Annotated in this window: 15 protein-coding genes and 1 riboswitch; of the genes, 7 read left to right on the top strand and 8 right to left on the bottom strand. The window is 54.8% G+C overall.

All coding sequences use genetic code 11. The annotated features are described in order from the left end of the window. The first annotated feature begins 47 nt into the window (after positions 1-47). A riboswitch (FMN riboswitch) is annotated at positions 48-190 on the top strand. 98 nt (positions 191-288) lie between these two features. Beyond that, entirely contained in the window at positions 289-780 is a 492-nt protein-coding gene (locus AB7E06_RS13360; RefSeq protein WP_427957270.1) for a 6,7-dimethyl-8-ribityllumazine synthase, read from the top strand. 112 nt (positions 781-892) lie between these two features. Here AB7E06_RS13360 and AB7E06_RS13355 read toward each other — a convergent pair whose 3' ends face one another. The 4 genes from AB7E06_RS13355 to rsmB are packed head-to-tail and all read right to left on the bottom strand — an operon-like array spanning position 893 to position 5,883. Next, positions 893-1,588 carry a response regulator gene (locus AB7E06_RS13355; RefSeq protein WP_121739715.1) on the bottom strand — a complete coding sequence of 232 codons (696 nt, stop codon included), beginning with the start codon at positions 1,586-1,588 and terminating at the stop codon, positions 893-895. A 21-nt stretch (positions 1,589-1,609) separates the two neighbouring features. Then, the gene (locus tag AB7E06_RS13350; RefSeq protein ID WP_199827936.1) at positions 1,610-3,946 is read right to left on the bottom strand and encodes a sensor histidine kinase; all 2,337 of its coding nucleotides are present in this window, start codon (positions 3,944-3,946) and stop codon (positions 1,610-1,612) included. Then, positions 3,946-4,530: a DUF4390 domain-containing protein gene (locus AB7E06_RS13345; RefSeq protein ID WP_108728474.1), complete on the bottom strand. Its 585-nt coding sequence runs from the start codon at positions 4,528-4,530 to the stop codon at positions 3,946-3,948. Before AB7E06_RS13345 ends, AB7E06_RS13350 begins: the two co-directional genes overlap by 1 nt. A 48-nt stretch (positions 4,531-4,578) precedes the next feature. After that, positions 4,579-5,883 (bottom strand): 16S rRNA (cytosine(967)-C(5))-methyltransferase RsmB, encoded by a 1,305-nt coding sequence (gene rsmB, locus AB7E06_RS13340; RefSeq protein ID WP_094198443.1) that lies wholly within the window; start codon positions 5,881-5,883, stop codon positions 4,579-4,581. Between the two features lie 204 nt (positions 5,884-6,087). Here rsmB and rimO point away from each other — a divergent pair, with 204 nt between their 5' ends. The 5 genes from rimO (at position 6,088) to AB7E06_RS13315 (ending at position 11,208) form a co-directional block, all read left to right on the top strand. Then, positions 6,088-7,407, top strand: a complete 1,320-nt coding sequence (gene rimO, locus AB7E06_RS13335) for a 30S ribosomal protein S12 methylthiotransferase RimO (protein WP_427957267.1) — start codon at positions 6,088-6,090, stop codon at positions 7,405-7,407. 159 nt (positions 7,408-7,566) lie between these two features. Then, the gene (locus AB7E06_RS13330) at positions 7,567-8,091 is read left to right on the top strand and encodes a gamma carbonic anhydrase family protein (RefSeq protein ID WP_121739719.1); all 525 of its coding nucleotides are present in this window, start codon (positions 7,567-7,569) and stop codon (positions 8,089-8,091) included. Positions 8,092-8,128: 37 nt separating this feature from the next. Then, a complete protein-coding gene (gene galE, locus AB7E06_RS13325) occupies positions 8,129-9,136 on the top strand; it encodes a UDP-glucose 4-epimerase GalE (RefSeq protein ID WP_108728472.1) in 1,008 nt (335 codons plus the stop codon). Between the two features lie 123 nt (positions 9,137-9,259). Beyond that, on the top strand, positions 9,260-10,021 hold the full coding sequence (locus AB7E06_RS13320) for a maleate cis-trans isomerase family protein (RefSeq protein ID WP_042486802.1): 762 nt from the start codon (positions 9,260-9,262) through the stop codon (positions 10,019-10,021). A 299-nt stretch (positions 10,022-10,320) separates the two neighbouring features. Further along, positions 10,321-11,208 carry a LysR substrate-binding domain-containing protein gene (locus tag AB7E06_RS13315; protein WP_230019324.1) on the top strand — a complete coding sequence of 296 codons (888 nt, stop codon included), beginning with the start codon at positions 10,321-10,323 and terminating at the stop codon, positions 11,206-11,208. Between the two features lie 106 nt (positions 11,209-11,314). Here AB7E06_RS13315 and hpaI read toward each other — a convergent pair whose 3' ends face one another. The 4 genes from hpaI to AB7E06_RS13295 form a co-directional block, all read right to left on the bottom strand. Continuing rightward, positions 11,315-12,121 carry a 4-hydroxy-2-oxoheptanedioate aldolase gene (gene hpaI, locus AB7E06_RS13310; protein ID WP_125277964.1) on the bottom strand — a complete coding sequence of 269 codons (807 nt, stop codon included), beginning with the start codon at positions 12,119-12,121 and terminating at the stop codon, positions 11,315-11,317. 181 nt (positions 12,122-12,302) lie between these two features. Further along, positions 12,303-13,046, bottom strand: coding sequence for an ABC transporter ATP-binding protein (locus tag AB7E06_RS13305; protein ID WP_395028870.1), 744 nt, complete (start codon positions 13,044-13,046; stop codon positions 12,303-12,305). Further along, a complete protein-coding gene (locus AB7E06_RS13300; RefSeq protein WP_427957263.1) occupies positions 13,022-13,849 on the bottom strand; it encodes an ABC transporter permease in 828 nt (275 codons plus the stop codon). The genes AB7E06_RS13305 and AB7E06_RS13300 overlap by 25 nt, the downstream gene beginning before the upstream one ends. Then, on the bottom strand, positions 13,849-14,862 hold the full coding sequence (locus AB7E06_RS13295) for an ABC transporter substrate-binding protein (RefSeq protein ID WP_427957261.1): 1,014 nt from the start codon (positions 14,860-14,862) through the stop codon (positions 13,849-13,851). Before AB7E06_RS13295 ends, AB7E06_RS13300 begins: the two co-directional genes overlap by 1 nt. A 701-nt stretch (positions 14,863-15,563) precedes the next feature. Here AB7E06_RS13295 and AB7E06_RS13290 point away from each other — a divergent pair. Beyond that, positions 15,564-16,055, top strand: a complete 492-nt coding sequence (locus AB7E06_RS13290; protein WP_427957259.1) for a hypothetical protein — start codon at positions 15,564-15,566, stop codon at positions 16,053-16,055. Positions 16,056-16,141: the final 86 nt, after the last annotated feature.

Raw genomic sequence — 16,141 nt, 5'->3', positions numbered from 1 at the left:
AAGAAAAGGTTTAGGGGTACACTTTTGCGGTTGGCCAAGCTGGCTAACTATGTTCTCAGGGCGGGGTGCAAGTCCCCACCGGCGGTAATGGCACTAGCCTAGCCCGCGAGCGCCTGACCTGTGGTCAGGGACAGCAGACCCGGTGTGATTCCGGGGCCGACGGTATAGTCCGGATAAAGAGAGAACGGGATATCCTCAACGACCTGTACAGGACTCATCCTGCTATGGGTTTGAGCTATCCTGCTTCCTGCATGCCCTGTTTTTGTTGTCATAAAACAGGAAACCAACATGAACAGCATTACCCCAGCCAATCTTCTGGCTCCCCGTATCGCCTTTATTCAAGCTTGCTGGCACAAGGACATTGTGGATCAGGCCCGCCTGGGTTTTATCGACGAAGTCAAAGCCATGGGCCACGACAGCAGCTTGGTCGACTTCTTTGAAGTGGGCGGCGCCTTTGAAATCCCACTGCATGCACAACGTCTGGCCCAATCAGGTCAGTATGCCGCTGTTGTGGCAGCGGGTCTGGTGGTTGATGGCGGTATCTATCGTCACGACTTTGTGGCTACCGCTGTGATCCAAGGCTTGATGCAAGTCCAGCTCAGCACCAACGTGCCTGTGTTTTCAGTCGTGCTGACTCCGCACCATTTCCATGATGGCAAAGAGCACCACGATTACTTCCATCGTCACTTTGTGATCAAGGGCCAGGAAGCAGCCCGTACGTGCCTGGATACCGTGAGCAAGTTGCAGGTGCTGCCTGCGACATCCGTCGCCGCTGTCTAAACGGCAAGGCGGCCTGAAGAGGCCGCCTCAATCCCTAACCCCTTGGGCTGCTTTACCCGCAGCGCCAAGGCTGGCCAGAAGCTTGCTGGCCATGCATTTGGTAACTACTGTATCAAGACTGGTTACGCTTGCGCGACGAGTCTATCCCCAACTGTTTAAGCTTGCGGTATAAGTGGGTACGCTCCAGCCCGGTACGCTCCGATACCCGCGTCATGCTGTGATTCTCGCGGCGCAGATGATATTCAAAATAAATGCGCTCGAATTCGTCACGCGCTTCGCGCAATGGCAAATCCAAGGAGATGCTGCCTAGCTGGGACTCGTCCTGTTCTACTTCAGGCACGGCCATGGCAGGCGCCATGCCAGGAACCATTGTCGCGGCCTCTAGGCGACGATCACCACCTTGAACCACCGGGCGGGCCGCGGCAGCCAGCGCTTTGGGAGCCACAGTACGCTCCAGACCCGAAGCTACGGTCTTGAGCAAGCGCTGCATGGTGATGGGTTTTTCCAGGAAGTCCACTGCACCAATGCGGGTTGCTTCCACTGCGGTATCCACCGTGGCGTGGCCGCTCATCATGACCACAGGCATATCCAGCAAGCCTTGAGATGCCCACTCCTTGAGCAGGCTGACACCGTCAGTGTCTGGCATCCAGATATCCAGCAAGACCAGATCGGGACGGCCCCGCAAGCGTGCCTCGCGAGCCTGGGCGGCATTTTCTGCCAATTGCACGGTGTGCCCTTCGTCGTAAAGAATTTCCGACAAAAGTTCCCGAATGCCGATTTCGTCATCAACTACCAGAATTCTGGCCATAAAACGTCACCTACGTGATTTTTACGCATTATCGTTTGCTCGCCGCCCAGAGTCCAGACGAATATGCTGGCCAGCAAGCCGGGTAAAGAGGATGGAAATGCGAGCCCCCCCCTCACGACGATTGGAAACATCGATTCTGCCGCCGTGCTCCTCGATGATTTTCTTAACTATAGCAAGTCCCAGACCCGTGCCGGTGGGCTTGGTGGTTACGTAAGGCTCAAAAACCCGCACCAGCATCTGAGGATCAAAACCAGGCCCGTTATCTGACACCACAAAACTGACCGCACCAGAAGAATCGGAACCTTCTACGCCCGCAATCATGGTTTTAACAAATACATGCGCCTGGTCAAGTGATTGATCCTGGGCTGCCGCTTCACGCGCATTGGCCAGCAGATTATGAATAACCTGACGCAGCTGCGTGGGATCTCCTTGCACCATCGGCAAATCAGGATCCAGCTCCACATCAATCGCCACACTATAACCATCGTCCCGGACCATGCCTTCTTCCGGGTCCCAACCATATAAGGTCAGCACTTCGGTAATCAGCTCGTTCAGATTCAGCGCTTGCATCTGGGTAGCGGGTTTACGGGCATACTCACGGAAATCTTCCACCATCTTTTTCAGCGAACTGACCTGGTTGACGATGGTATTGGTATAGCGCAGCAACATGGCAGCATGGACTTCGTCCAACTGCGACTCCAGTTTCATGGCCAGACGTTCGGCAGACAACTGAATCGGTGTTAAGGGGTTCTTGATCTCGTGTGCCAGACGTCGAGCCACCTCGCTCCAGGCCACCAGACGGCTGGCGGAAATCACGTCGGTAATATCGTCAAACACCACCAGATATCCGGTTGGCTGACCATCTACACGCAACAAAGTACCACGAGCCAAAACGGTGACGATAGTATCACGCGCTTCATTACCTTCTTTCATTTCCAATTCAAACTGCTGCTGCCAGTAAGGATGGTCTGAACCCATCGCCTGATGCGTGGAAAAAGCCTCACGAATCACGGAAGCAAAAGTCAGCGCCCCTTCCAGCGTTTCCAGCGGACGACCTTTAATAGAGCGCAAGTCCACCTGCAAAATGCGCTGCGCCCCCTGGTTGAACATGGTGACACGGAACATCTCGTCAAAGGCCAGCACACCACTGGACAAGTTACTGAGCACGGACTCCAGGTACATATTGGAGCGTTCCAGCTGCAGACGATTTTTCTCGACCATGCGGCGCGCCTCAGCCAATTGCCGGGTCATGGCATTGAAAGAGCGGGTCAGTTGGCCAACCTCATCCTTGGCAGGTGGCTCTGGCAACGCCCGGTAGTCCCCTACCCCCACCGCTTGCGTCCCGGCGGCCAACGTCAACAGTGGACGGGTCAGGCGACGCGACAAAGCCAAGGCCGCTGCCACAGCCGTAAACACCGCCAGAATCAAGGCCAGCGTCAGCGTAATACCGTAGAGCTTGCGCAAGCCCTGACGAGACAAGGCCAGCTCCTGATAGTCCCGAAACCCTTGCTGTACCTGATTGGCATTACGTGCAATCTTGTCCGGTACAGGCTGAATCACCTGCAGCCAGCGCGAGTCAGCCGTACCGCTCAAGGTTGCTGCAAAACGGTTGGGATCGGCTAGCGGCAAAACCGTACGCAAACGCAAACCGGTCGATTCTGCCGGCACTCCACCCTCATCCAGACCATTGTCACGCACTGGAGCATCATCATCCACCTCGGCTGCAGAGTAACGACCCGAAATACGCAACTGATTCATGACGCTGGACGGCGGCATGTCCGGCAGCAAGGTGTCATAACGAGCCGACGAAAAGGCAATCAAACGGCCATTGCCGGAGAACACCATCGCCTCAGTGACACCACTGTTCTCGCGCAAGGAAATCAGCAGGCTGCTGTACTGCGCGCTATCTGCCTTGTTCAGCGCCGACACCATTTCATTGGCACGGCCTTCCAGCTCATTGAGCTGTGAATCCAAGGCGGCACGGCCCAAGCTCAAACCCGACTCCAGCGCCGTATCCACCCGCACGTTGAACCAGGACTCGATCGAGCGCGACATGAACTGCACCGAGAGCAAATAAATCAAGGCACCCGGAATAATGCCGATCAAAGTGAAGTAAAAGGCAAAACGCGCCGTCATGCGGGCACCAAACTGACGTCGACGTATTTGCCTGAACAGACGAATCGTCAATAACAGCACCCAGGAAATCAGGGTGGCGGCCAATACGCCATTGAGCACCAACAGCAAGTCATACTGCTGCGCGTAGCGCGAAGCATTGCCGGTAGACCAGACAAGAAGTGAAAACAGCGCCAACGCACTGACACCCGCTCCAAACAGAGCGGTGCGCAAGATCCAGCGGATCAAGGTTGGGGCTCGTCGACGGAGACGGAAAAGGAAAAGGTTTTCCATGGGGTAGCCAGTGTCCAGGCAGAACTATTGATGGCATCCACTTGAAACGGACGAGCCAGCAAAGAGGTATCCAGGCGCAGACGCACACGACCTTGGTATTCCTGGTCGCGGTCCAGATCCGCCACATACGCCACGGCCCAGCCGCGGATATGCCGCAGCATGGCCAATGCGTCATTCATGGAGGATTCGGGCAAAGACAGGTCACCAGTGCCCACGCGCCACTGACGGGTCAGGGCGTTGTACACAACCCGCCAAGTCTGTTGTTCTTTAACAACGTTTTTGTCAAACCAATACCAGCGGGGTTGGGCCAGCTCCACTTCAGCCGTGAAATACAGCGGCACCCCTTTCTCGGCAGCAGTGCGCAATTCCTGGCTTAGCTCAAACTCGATATCAGCATCGATATACAGTTTTTCGTCCCGGATATGAGGCTCGACCTTGACGACCCGCTCTCCCGACGTAGCGACCGGCACCATGGTATTGGCCGAGCTTAGTGCGCAGTTGAAAATCAGCAGAAAAGACAGAAAAACGCGCCACATCGTGATTAACCGCAAAAAGGACAAAGTCAGAGCCCTAATTGTGACAAGTCAAACCGGGCGCGTAAACAAGGCGTAGAAAAAACCGTCGCCATCTGCCAGCGATCGTCCCGCAACACCGGGCAAAATCTGGCCGGGAGAATCCAAAAGCTGCGCCTCAGGGTGACGGGCCAAAAACGCCTCCACCTGCTGCTCCCCTTCTGCCGGGAAAATCGAGCAGGTCGAATACAGGAAGTGCCCGCCGGGCCGCAATGTGGACCACAAGGCATCCAGTATAGAGCTTTGCAAACGCGCGGTATCGGCAATATCCGACTCGCGGCGCAACCAGCGAATATCGGGGTGACGACGCACAATACCTGAAGCGGTACAAGGCACATCCGCCAAAATGGCATCAAAGGGCTGACCATCCCACCACTGCGCAGGACGGGCAGCATCACCCCGTTTGAGCTGAACCTTATCGCTTTCCAGGCCTAGACGACGCAGGTTGTGGCCGACACGCTCCAGACGCTCGCCATCGGAGTCCAGAGCCAGCAAGGACACGTCCGCCTGTTCCAGCAAATGAGCGGTCTTGCCACCTGGGGCCGCGCACGCATCCAGCACGCGCATGCCATCCTGGACCGGCAAGAGCAAACCCGCTTGCTGAGCCGACCAATCCTGCACCGACCACCAGCCCAGATCAAAACCAGGAATCGCTTGAACCGGCATGGCCTTGTCCAAGGTAACGGCTCCCGCACCTGGGCTGCTGGACGCAATACCTGCTTCGGTCAGCACCGCCTGCAAACGCTCCACCGAGCAACGACGCTGATTCACGCGTAAGGTCAAAGGACCAGGGCGATTCGCAGCTTGTAGCAGCGCTTCCCAGTCACGCGGGTAAGCGCGACGCAATTCCTTAACCCACCAGCCAGGATGATTCCAGCGTGCTTCGGGTCGGCTCTCTACCTGAGACAAGATCATCTTGCGCTCACGCGTAAAGCGACGTAACACCCCGTTCACCAAACCCTTGGACAAACGCAGTGCGGCCTGACTGTCCGCCGCCCGCACGGCCTGATCCACCACCGTATGCACCGCATAGACCGGCACATCCGGGCGCTCTTCAAAGGCCGTGGCATCCTCTTGAACACGCATGGCCGTATCCAGCAAGGCCAGCGACACCATTAACAAGGCGTCCAGCCAGGTATTGCTGGGTTGCCGAGGCACCAGCGTGATACGAATCTGACGGGCATGACCCAGACGGCGCAAAACATGAAAGCTGATCGATTGCACGGCTCCACGGGCAGAAGCTGGCGTGGCCGCCAGACTTTCAGTCAGGGACTTACCTGCCAGCACGCCTTCAATATTGCGCGCGCTCAGCAGCATGACTTCGGACAGGGGCAAAGAGGGGGAAAGAGGGGTGTCGGACACAGAACAACCGCTAGAAAAGAAAAATATGACTGCGACTGTAGCACTATTTACCGCATAAACCGGGCTCAAACGCACAAGATCCGTACGCATCCGGGCATGGGACGGTAAAATCAAGCCTATTTCCCAATTTCGAGCCCTCAAGCTCCAGAAGGACCCTCTATGAGCGCCCCCAAAGTCGGATTCGTGAGCCTGGGTTGTCCCAAGGCCCTGGTCGATTCCGAACGAATTCTTACCCAGCTGCGTACCGACGGCTATCAGATCACCCCCAGCTACGACAATGCGGATGTGGTGGTGGTCAATACCTGTGGCTTTATCGACAGCGCCAAGGCCGAATCGCTGGAAGCGATTGGCGAAGCGCTGGCTGAAAACGGCCGCGTTATCGTCACCGGCTGTATGGGTGTGGACGAAGGCCTGATCCGTGAGGTTCACCCTTCGGTGCTGTCCGTCAGCGGCCCCCAGCAATACGAGCAGGTACTACGCGCCGTGCGTGAAGCCGCGCCGCCCTCGCTGGATCACAATCCCTATATTGATCTGGTGCCCCCGCAAGGCATTAAGCTGACCCCGCGTCACTACGCGTATCTGAAGATTTCCGAAGGCTGTAACCACAGCTGCAGCTTCTGTATTATTCCGTCCATGCGCGGCAAGCTCGTCAGCCGTCCTGTCGGTGATGTCCTGGGCGAGGCCGAGCGCCTGGTCAAGGCCGGCGTCAAAGAACTGTTGGTGATCTCGCAGGACACCAGCGCCTACGGCGTGGACATCCGCCAGCGTACCGGCTTCTGGAATGGCCGCCCCGTCAAGAGCAGCATGCTGGACTTGAGCGCGGCCCTTTCCGAACTGGGTGCCTGGGTACGCCTGCATTACGTCTACCCGTACCCTCATGTGGACAATATCATTCCGCTGATGGCCGAAGGCAAAGTGCTGCCTTACTTGGATATTCCTTTCCAACACGCCAGCCCTTCCGTGTTGCGCGCCATGAAGCGCCCTGCTTTTGAAGACCGCACCCTGTCGCGCATCAAGCAATGGCGTCAAGACTGCCCGGATCTGACCATCCGCTCCACCTTCATCGTGGGTTTCCCCGGCGAGACCGAGGAAGACTTCCAATACCTGCTGGACTGGATGACCGAAGCCCAACTGGATCGCGTCGGCTGTTTCCAGTACTCCCCCGTGGAAGGCGCTACCGCCAACAAACTCGATGGCATCGTCCCTGATGAAGTCAAACAAGAGCGTTGGGAGCGTTTCATGGAGCATCAACAAGCCATCTCCACCGCTCGTCTGGCCGCCAAAGTGGGACGCGAAATGGACGTGCTGATTGATGAGATCGACGAAGACGGCGATGCCGTTGGCCGCTCCAGCGCCGACGCCCCCGAAATTGACGGCAACGTCTTCATCACCAGCGAACAAAAACTGGAACCCGGCCAAATGGTGCGCGTACGCATTACGGATTCCAGTGAATATGACTTGTTTGGTGAACAGATCTAAGCACTGGCTAGTCCGGATGGCCTGATCAAGCCAGTGAGGTCACAATGACCACACTGGCTTTTATACGCAAGCCCCTCATTAACTTCCCTGCCCACTTGCTTTCTGCCCATCCGCCTCATCCAGGCATAGGCAGCCCAGCACATTACCCAAGGATCTTTCATGCCTATCTACCAATTAGATCAACACGCCCCACAAATCGACAACAGCAGCTTTGTTGCCGCAGAGGCCACCCTGATTGGCAAGGTTGTCTTGAAAGAACACACTAGCGTCTGGCCCGGTGCCGTTATCCGTGGTGATAACGAAACCATTACCGTAGGTGTAGGTTCGAACGTGCAAGAAGGTGCCGTACTGCACACCGACCCGGGCTACCCTCTGGATATTGGCGAGCACGTTACCATCGGCCACCAGGCCATGCTGCACGGCTGTACCATCGGTGAAGGCTCGTTGATCGGCATTCAGGCCGTGGTGCTGAATGGCGCCGTCATCGGTCGCGATAGCCTGGTCGGTGCTGGGGCACTGGTCACTGAAGGCAAAGTCTTCCCCGAGCGCAGCCTGATCATCGGATCACCCGCCAAAGCCGTGCGTACCCTGAGCGACGAAGACATTACCAAGCTGCGCCAAAACGCCAGTGTCTACGCCAAACGCGGTGGCCACTACAAAACGGCCTTGAAACGCATTGATTAACTCCTTCTTTTCAACTTGCTTTTAACTGGAAAGACCAATGGTCAAAACCATTCTTGTCACTGGCGGTACCGGCTTTATCGGCTCTCACACCTGTGTGGAGTTGATTGCACACGGTTATCAGGTTCTGATCTTAGACAACTTGAGCAATAGCCAAAAAAGTGTCTTGGATGCCATCGAGAAAATCACGGGCACTCAAGCCGGTTTCATCGAAGGCGATATTCGGGATCGAACCTTGCTGGACACGATTTTTCAGCAACACAAGATTGCAGCAGTTATCCATTTTGCAGGTTTGAAAGCAGTGGGCGAGTCAGTCGCCCAACCGCTCAAGTACTACGATAACAACATCACCGGCACGCTGACTCTATTGCAAGCCATGCAGCAAGCCCATGTGCGCAACCTCGTGTTTTCGTCCTCTGCCACGGTCTACGGTGACCCTCAGCAGTTGCCTATTCCAGAAACACATCCGCTCTCTGCCACCAATACGTATGGCCACACCAAGCTAGTACTGGAACAAGCAATGGGTAATCTCTATCAAAGCGAAGCGGGCTGGCGGATTGGCTTGCTACGTTACTTCAATCCGGTAGGTGCCCACGAGTCCGGACTGATTGGTGAAGCCCCCCAAGGCATTCCCAATAATCTGATGCCCTACATCGCTCAGGTTGCGACTGGGCAACGTGAACAAGTACAAGTGTTCGGCCACGACTACGACACAGCTGACGGCACGGGTGTACGGGACTACATCCATGTCACTGACCTGGCCAAAGGCCATGTTGCCGCCCTGGAATACCTAGAAGCCAAGGACAGCGAACTGCTGACTGTCAACTTGGGTACAGGCCAAGGCTATTCAGTACTTGAGATGATCGCCGCCTTCGCCCGCAGCTGTGGACGCTCTATCCCCTATTCGCTCGTCCCCCGACGTCCTGGCGACATTGCTGCATGCTGGGCCGATACCCAAAAAGCCCGCGAAACCCTGGGTTGGGAAGCAAAAAAAGGAATCCAGGAAATGTGCGACGATGCTTGGCGCTGGCAATCCGGCCAGTCCTGATCTCTGCCACTCCTGCCATCGCCGTTGGCGATGGCACGTTGACAGATGATTGATTTGCAAGGAAGAAAACGGGTCCTAGAATGAAGGCGTCAATCTAAAAACCACCTTCAGAGACAGATTCTTATGAAAACCTACCGCATCGGCCAGATCGTTCCCAGCTCCAACACCACCATGGAAACCGAGATTCCTGCCATGTTGCAGGCTCGTTACGCTGAGTTTCCTGAAGAGCGTTTCACCTTCCACTCCTCGCGCATGCGCATGATGCACGTGAACCCCGAAGAGCTGAAAGCCATGGACATCGCCAGCGACCGCTGCGCGGTTGAACTGAGCGACGCCCGCATGAGCGTGATGGCCTACGCTTGCCTGGTTGCCATCATGGCCCAAGGCGACGGCTACCACCGCGTCTCGCAAGCCCGTCTGCAAAACACCGTTAAAGAAAACGGCGTGGAAATTCCTGTGCTGAGCTCGGCCGGTGCCCTGGTCGATACGCTGAAAGAATTCGGCTACAAGAAAGTCTCCATCATCACCCCTTACATGAAACCGCTGACCAAGCGCGTGGCCGACTACATCGAAGCTGAAGGCATCGAAGTTCAGGACTCCATTAGCCTGGAAGTGTCGGACAACCTGGAAGTGGGTCTGTTGAACCCGGAAAACCTGCTGGAGCACGTCAAGCGCCTGAACCACGACGGCGTGGACGCAGTCATTCTGTCCGCTTGCGTACAGATGCCTTCCCTGCCTGCTATCCAGCGCGCTCAAGACCAGATCGGCAAACCCGTTCTGTCTGCTGCTGTTTGCACCGTGTACCAAATGCTCAAGACCCTGGGTCTGGAAACCCGCGTTCCTAACGCTGGCCACATCCTGTCGGGTGCCAAGCCACAAGCCTAATCAAACCGGCTTAGCAGTACACAGCCCTGCCAACCTTGCGTTGGCAGGGCTTTTTTATGCTTAGACGTCATCAAAGCGTGCGGTAAAAAATGCAGTTATGTCGAATCATAAACAAATGCCAAACCACAAATGGCTGTTCGTTATCGATACAGGCTGATAACACCCTTTGCCACGACATCCATATGGGCATAGATGTAGACGCGAAGTAGCCATATAGATATAGCCTAGGGCGATGATTCTCTACGCTGTCACAGTGACCTCATGTGCAGACCAGCAAAAAAAAACGATATGATGCCTGCATGAAACTGGACCTGCTGACCCTCAAACTGTTTGTCCGAATACTGGAAGAAGGCACGATCAGCCAAGCGGCAGAGCGTGAGCATATTGCTGCTGCCGCAGTCAGCCGCCGGATTGCGGATCTGGAACAATCTCTGAATACAACACTGCTGCTACGCACCAACAAAGGCGTCAGCCCGACCGCAGCAGGCCTGGAACTGCTGTACCGTTCACGTGCCTTGCTCAATAGCGCGCAAGAGATCGAAACACGTCTGCAAGCCTATTCACAGGGTCAACAAGGCCTGGTGCATATCCTGGCCAACACATCGGCTATCTCTCAGTTTCTGGCCGAGCCGCTAGGTGAGTTTGGCCGCCTGCACCCTGCTATCCCCCTGCAACTGGAAGAACAAACCAGCCTGGACATTATTCGTGCCCTTGCTGAAGGCAAAGCCGACCTGGGTGTCTTTACCCGTCTGCCCTACGCAGCGGACATCGAAGCCTACCCGTTTCGCAGTGACAAACTGGTGGTGCTGGTGCCTATCCAACACCCCTTGGCTCAGCATGAGAAAATCCGCTTCGAGCAAACGCTGGAGCATGAGCAAATCACGCTGCTGACCGGCACGCAGTTGCATTACCAGATCACCAAAATCGCCATGGAGGCCAACCGCTCCGTACGCATTCGCACCGAAGTGTCGGGCTACGACGCCATGTGTCTGTTGATTAATGCAGGCATGGGTATCGGCATCTTGCCGCGCAAGAGCGCCAGCATTTATCAGATCCCTAATACGCGCGTGATTGAACTGGACGAAGCATGGAGCCAGCGAGAAATTCTGATCGGTGTGCGCCGCCGCAGTGACCTGCAACCCAGCGCCGAAACCTTACTGAGTTTTCTACTGGAAAGCGCTGCTTAACGACAAACCTCGCTGCGACAGCCACAATCAACTACAAGGCAGGCATGCCAAGCGGTTCCCAAGCCAAAGACGTTTGGCATTTGGTTCTTGGCATGCCAGTTGCTACTCAATACGCCGCACCCGGCTGGGCCACAGGCACCGCTACCTCATCCTTGAACTGAGCCAGCAAAGCCGTTGCCGCCTGTCGCAACAACACCGCATCCACGCCTACGGCCACAAACAAGGCCCCCAAGGACAGATAGTGATGCGCTGCCTCGACATTCGCCTGCAAGATTCCGGGGGCCTTACCCGCCTTGCTGATACGCACAATCGCATCCTCGATCGCTGACAAGACTTCTGGATGTCCTGGTTCAGTCAAATACCCCATGCTGGCCGCCAAATCTGCCGGGCCAATAAACACACCGTCCACGCCCTCCACCGCCAGGATTTCGTCCAGGTTATCCAGCGCCTCACGCGTTTCCACCTGGCAAATCACGCACATTTCCTGGTTAGCTCGCGCTACATAGTCCGTGGTCGCCCCCCAGCGAGCAGCTCGCGCCAAGGCCGCCCCCACTCCTCGAATACCATGCGGAGGATAACGTGTCGCAGCAACAGCTGCTTTGGCCTGTTCAGCGTTTTGCACCATGGGAATCAACAGATTCTGAGCCCCCATATCCAGCAGCAGCTTGATCTGCACGGGGTCATTCCAACTAGGGCGAACAATCGGCGCGATGGGATGAGCCGAGACCGCCTGCAACTGCGCCAGCAAGGTCTGTACCGTATTGGGGACATGCTCGCCATCCAGCAAAATCCAGTCGTAGCCCAGGCCAGCACAGAGGTCCGCCACATAAGGGCTGGCCAAACCATGCCACAAACCGATCTGGGACCTGCCCTGTCGCAAAGCCTGCTTGAATGCGTTTACCGGGTGCTTCATGTCCTCTCCTTGTCATGTGCTTAGGCGTCAAACAAGCAGTGTAAAGCGCGCAAAGCAGAAGTGAACATGAGTGCTGACTATTTTGAGCAAGGGCATCATCATGCATCGCCCTCAGACACGAACAGGCAAAAGAAACGGCCCACTGCATGGGCCGTATGTCTTATTGCATTGGCTAACGAGATTACAAGGCCTGACCGACCTCTTTCACCAATTCCCCAAATCGAGGAGTCGTCCGATCTCGCGGACGCGGCAGGTCTACCTCTATCCGGGCGCTGACACCGGCCGGGCTGCCACCCAGAACGATAATAGTATCGGCCAAAAAGACAGCCTCATCAATATCGTGCGTCACGAACAGAACCGCTGCCGAACTGCGCTGCCACACCTGAACCAGTTCGTCCTGCAAGGCTTGACGGGTCAGGGCATCGACCGCAGAAAAAGGCTCGTCCATCAAGAGCAAATCCGGCTGCACCGCCAAGGCACGGGCGATACCGACTCGCTGCACCTGACCACCCGAGAGCTGATGCGGCCAACGGTCTTTCAAATGCACCAAACCTACCTGATTCAAAGCTGCGTCAACGCGCTGATCGCGCTCTTCACGCGGCAGGCCCAAACCTTCCAGACCATACGCCACATTCGAGGCAATGCGCCGCCAAGGCAAGAGACGGCTGTCCTGAAAGACAAAAGCATTGGCTCGGCGACCGGGGCTATCGTGCAGATTGGAACGCAAATGCCCAAAGCTGGGCCGACTCAAACCAGCAGCCGCGCGTAACAAAGTGCTTTTGCCGACACCGGAGCCACCCACAATCGCCACAAAGTGTCCTGCCTGAACGTCCAGATTCACATCGCGGATCACAGGAGCAGACGCACCGGGATACTGAAAACCAAACCCCTGGAACTGAATCAAGGCTGCCACTGAAGTACCCATTTGTTGAAAGCCAGAAAAAGCATGTCGCACACGGTGTAGACCACCGAGATAATCAGCATGTAGACCACAACCGCATCGTAAGCCCCCACCCCTGCAGCGGCATTCATTTCCTGACCCATGCCAGGCACACCCAGCAACTCAGCCGCAATCAGCGTCATCCAGGCCTGGCCGATACCGGCACGCACACCGCTTAACAAGCCGGGGCTGATCGCTGGCAAAACCACCGTCCAGGCACGAGCAAAATAGGAGTTATGCCCAAAAGCTGCAGCCAGTTCGTAATAGCGAGGATCGACCGAGCGCACCGCACTGTAAGTGGCAAAGTAATTCAGCCAGAACACACCGATTGCAATCACAAAGGCTGCGCCAGTATGGCTGACCTTGAACCAGGCAATGGCAAACACCACCCACGCCAAGGGCGGAATAGGACGCAGCAAACGAACCAAATAAGCTTGCAGCAAATCAAAGCGATGAATAGTTGCCGCCGCCAGCCCGAACGCAATGCCCAAGAAAGTGCCTACGCCCAAGCCCCAGAAATAGTGCACCAGACTGGACTGAGCAGCAGGCCAGAGACGACCGGATTCAATCTCCTGGAACAAGGCCGAGGGCAGACTCAAGGGATCAGGTAAGGTGCCGCGCGGAGCCCAGCCATAGACATAAGCCAGGCGCCACACCACGATGAACAAGGCCAAACCGGCGACCCCGTAGACAACCCGCTCCAGACCACGACGCCACAAAGCATCACCCCAGGCAAGCGCAGGTGCTGGTGTCGCGGCGGGCAAACTGGCTTGTTTCGCAGCACTCATTACGGTGCTGCCTTCTCATAAAAGCGAACGTCAAACAGGCTTTGAACATCATCCAGCTTGGTCGCCAGTGTGCCTAAAGAAACCTGGAAATCCTGCAGTTGAACCGTGCCGTCAATAATCTTGTGAGGGTCTGGCTGGAATTGATCGCGCGAACGCTCGATAGCGGCCTGCACAATGTCTTTAGGCAAGCGGCCACCGCCTACATACTTCTGAACATAAGGCGTTGCCTTGACAGGTTCGTCGCGCAGCATGGCCGTGGCACGCAGGTGAGCATTTACCAAGTGCTGAACCAGATCAGGATGGGACTTGATCAAACCCTCACGCACCAACAGCACCGAGCCAGGCTCATTGGGAAACAACTGACTGCCGTGGGCCACGATTTTGGCATCAGGCTGACGCTGTAGAATCTGGCTGACCGTAGGCTCCAGGATGGCAGCGGCATCAACAGCATGATTGCTGAGCGCCTGCTGAATCTGGGCCTCACCTTGGTAAATAACCTCGACCACATCCGGGTCGACTTTCAGCATATTGCGCAGCCAATACTGCAACGCAGCCTCTGGCACCGCCCCTTTGGGATAACTGGCAACCTTGGGCTTGTGTCCCTTCTCCTGAGTGAACTTGGCCACCGCCGCTGCAAAATCCGGCTTGTCGGCATCCAGGTAAGCAGCCAAATCGCCAATAGCCACCACACTGACCTGCTCCACGATATTGGAGGCGACCACTTTGACGTCGGCCTCCTTAGCCCTGGCCACCAAAGCGGGGCCAATCCCCACATAGGCTACGTCCAACTGACCAGCGATCAGAGCTTGAGTCAGCGCAGGACCGCTTTGAAACTGGACCAGCTTGGGCTCCGGTTGTCCCTGCGGCAATAAGTCGCCAGACCCTAAGCCCACGAACAGTTGAGCCGCAGGCATGATAGGCAAATAGCCAATCTCCAGCGCTTGCTCGGCAGCCTGTGCGGAGAAGGAGACGGAAAGAGCAAGAAGGCTGGGGGCTAAATAACGGAAAAACATAAAGATCTCGTGAAACAGGCGAAAACTGAAGCTTAAACCTGTTGGGGAGACGCATCTTTATTTGCTTATAACTAAAAATAATAAAAAATCAATTCTTAATCAAGATGCACGATTAGCCAAGAAGCCCCGGTATCAAGCGGCTAACGTTCCGAGCTTTAGGTTGGATAAGTGTCCACTCATCCGACTGGAGCTAAGAGGCGGGCCAAGAAGGCACTTTAGCTAAAGAACCACAATAAAGGCTGATACCTATCTAATGTGTCACTGCCAGCTTTGATCCTAAAGCTTCATCGCTGACAATACTCTAACTATCGAATGGGTAAACAATACAAATATTTCTGGGAGACTTCATGGGGCCCTTCTAAGCGGAACGATTAAGATTCCAAAAATGCAAACGCAAACGCAAACCAATCTTATTTACAAATGATATCTATTACAAACATCAAACCATGCTAAGCATTCTCAAGAATCTATACAATTAGCACCAAATGGCAGCGTTAGGTCACTACGCGATTGAACGGGTACGTACTACACTCTTGAAATAAAAGCGGTGCACTATATAGCGACAAACCCGACCTCTATGCCAGAAGGTGACAGGTAAAGTGATCGACCCCATAGGCATATGAAATCAGCCAGTAAGCTGAACAGAATACCTCCGTCTAAACCAATAAATATAAAAACAAAAACAAGCAAGGATATAGAAATTGATCGAAACACATAAACGCCAAAAAGCAGATGAAAATCAATTAAACATTTTTGATTTTCTACTAACCGCAAAAAGAAACAAAAAACCACTATTCATTATAAATATATGCGTAGGATTACTTACGGTTTTATACATAACATTAACCGAACCGAGCTTTCGTGCAAAAGCAGTAGTAACTCCTCCGACTCCATCAGACCTAATAGAATTTAATGCAATTATACGTGTATTAAATCAGATAGCCATAGAAGACGAAAAGAGAGAATCACCTGAATACATGCTAAGAGAACTATCAACCGATGATGCTTTCAATCTTTTCAAACGCCACTTAAGCTCGGAAAAAAACCTGGACACTTTCTTAGAAAGCGAGTACACAAAAAATAAAAATATAACAAAGACTGAAAAAGAAAAAATAAAAACACAGGCAAAAGAAAAAATATTAATCCTGAACCCCCCCCTCAGTCACAATAGATGTCCGCTCGTTTTTCGTTAATATTTGAGGGAGCGATCGGAGTGAAGAAGTGCCCAGCTACAGCGCAGAATTCAAAGAACAGACAGTCAGGAAATTGATGCCGCCGC

It is taken from the genome of Alcaligenes sp., from assembly GCF_050255915.1.
Lineage (GTDB): Bacteria > Pseudomonadota > Gammaproteobacteria > Burkholderiales > Burkholderiaceae_B > Alcaligenes > Alcaligenes aquatilis.
This window is presented reverse-complemented; position numbering and strand designations above follow the sequence as displayed.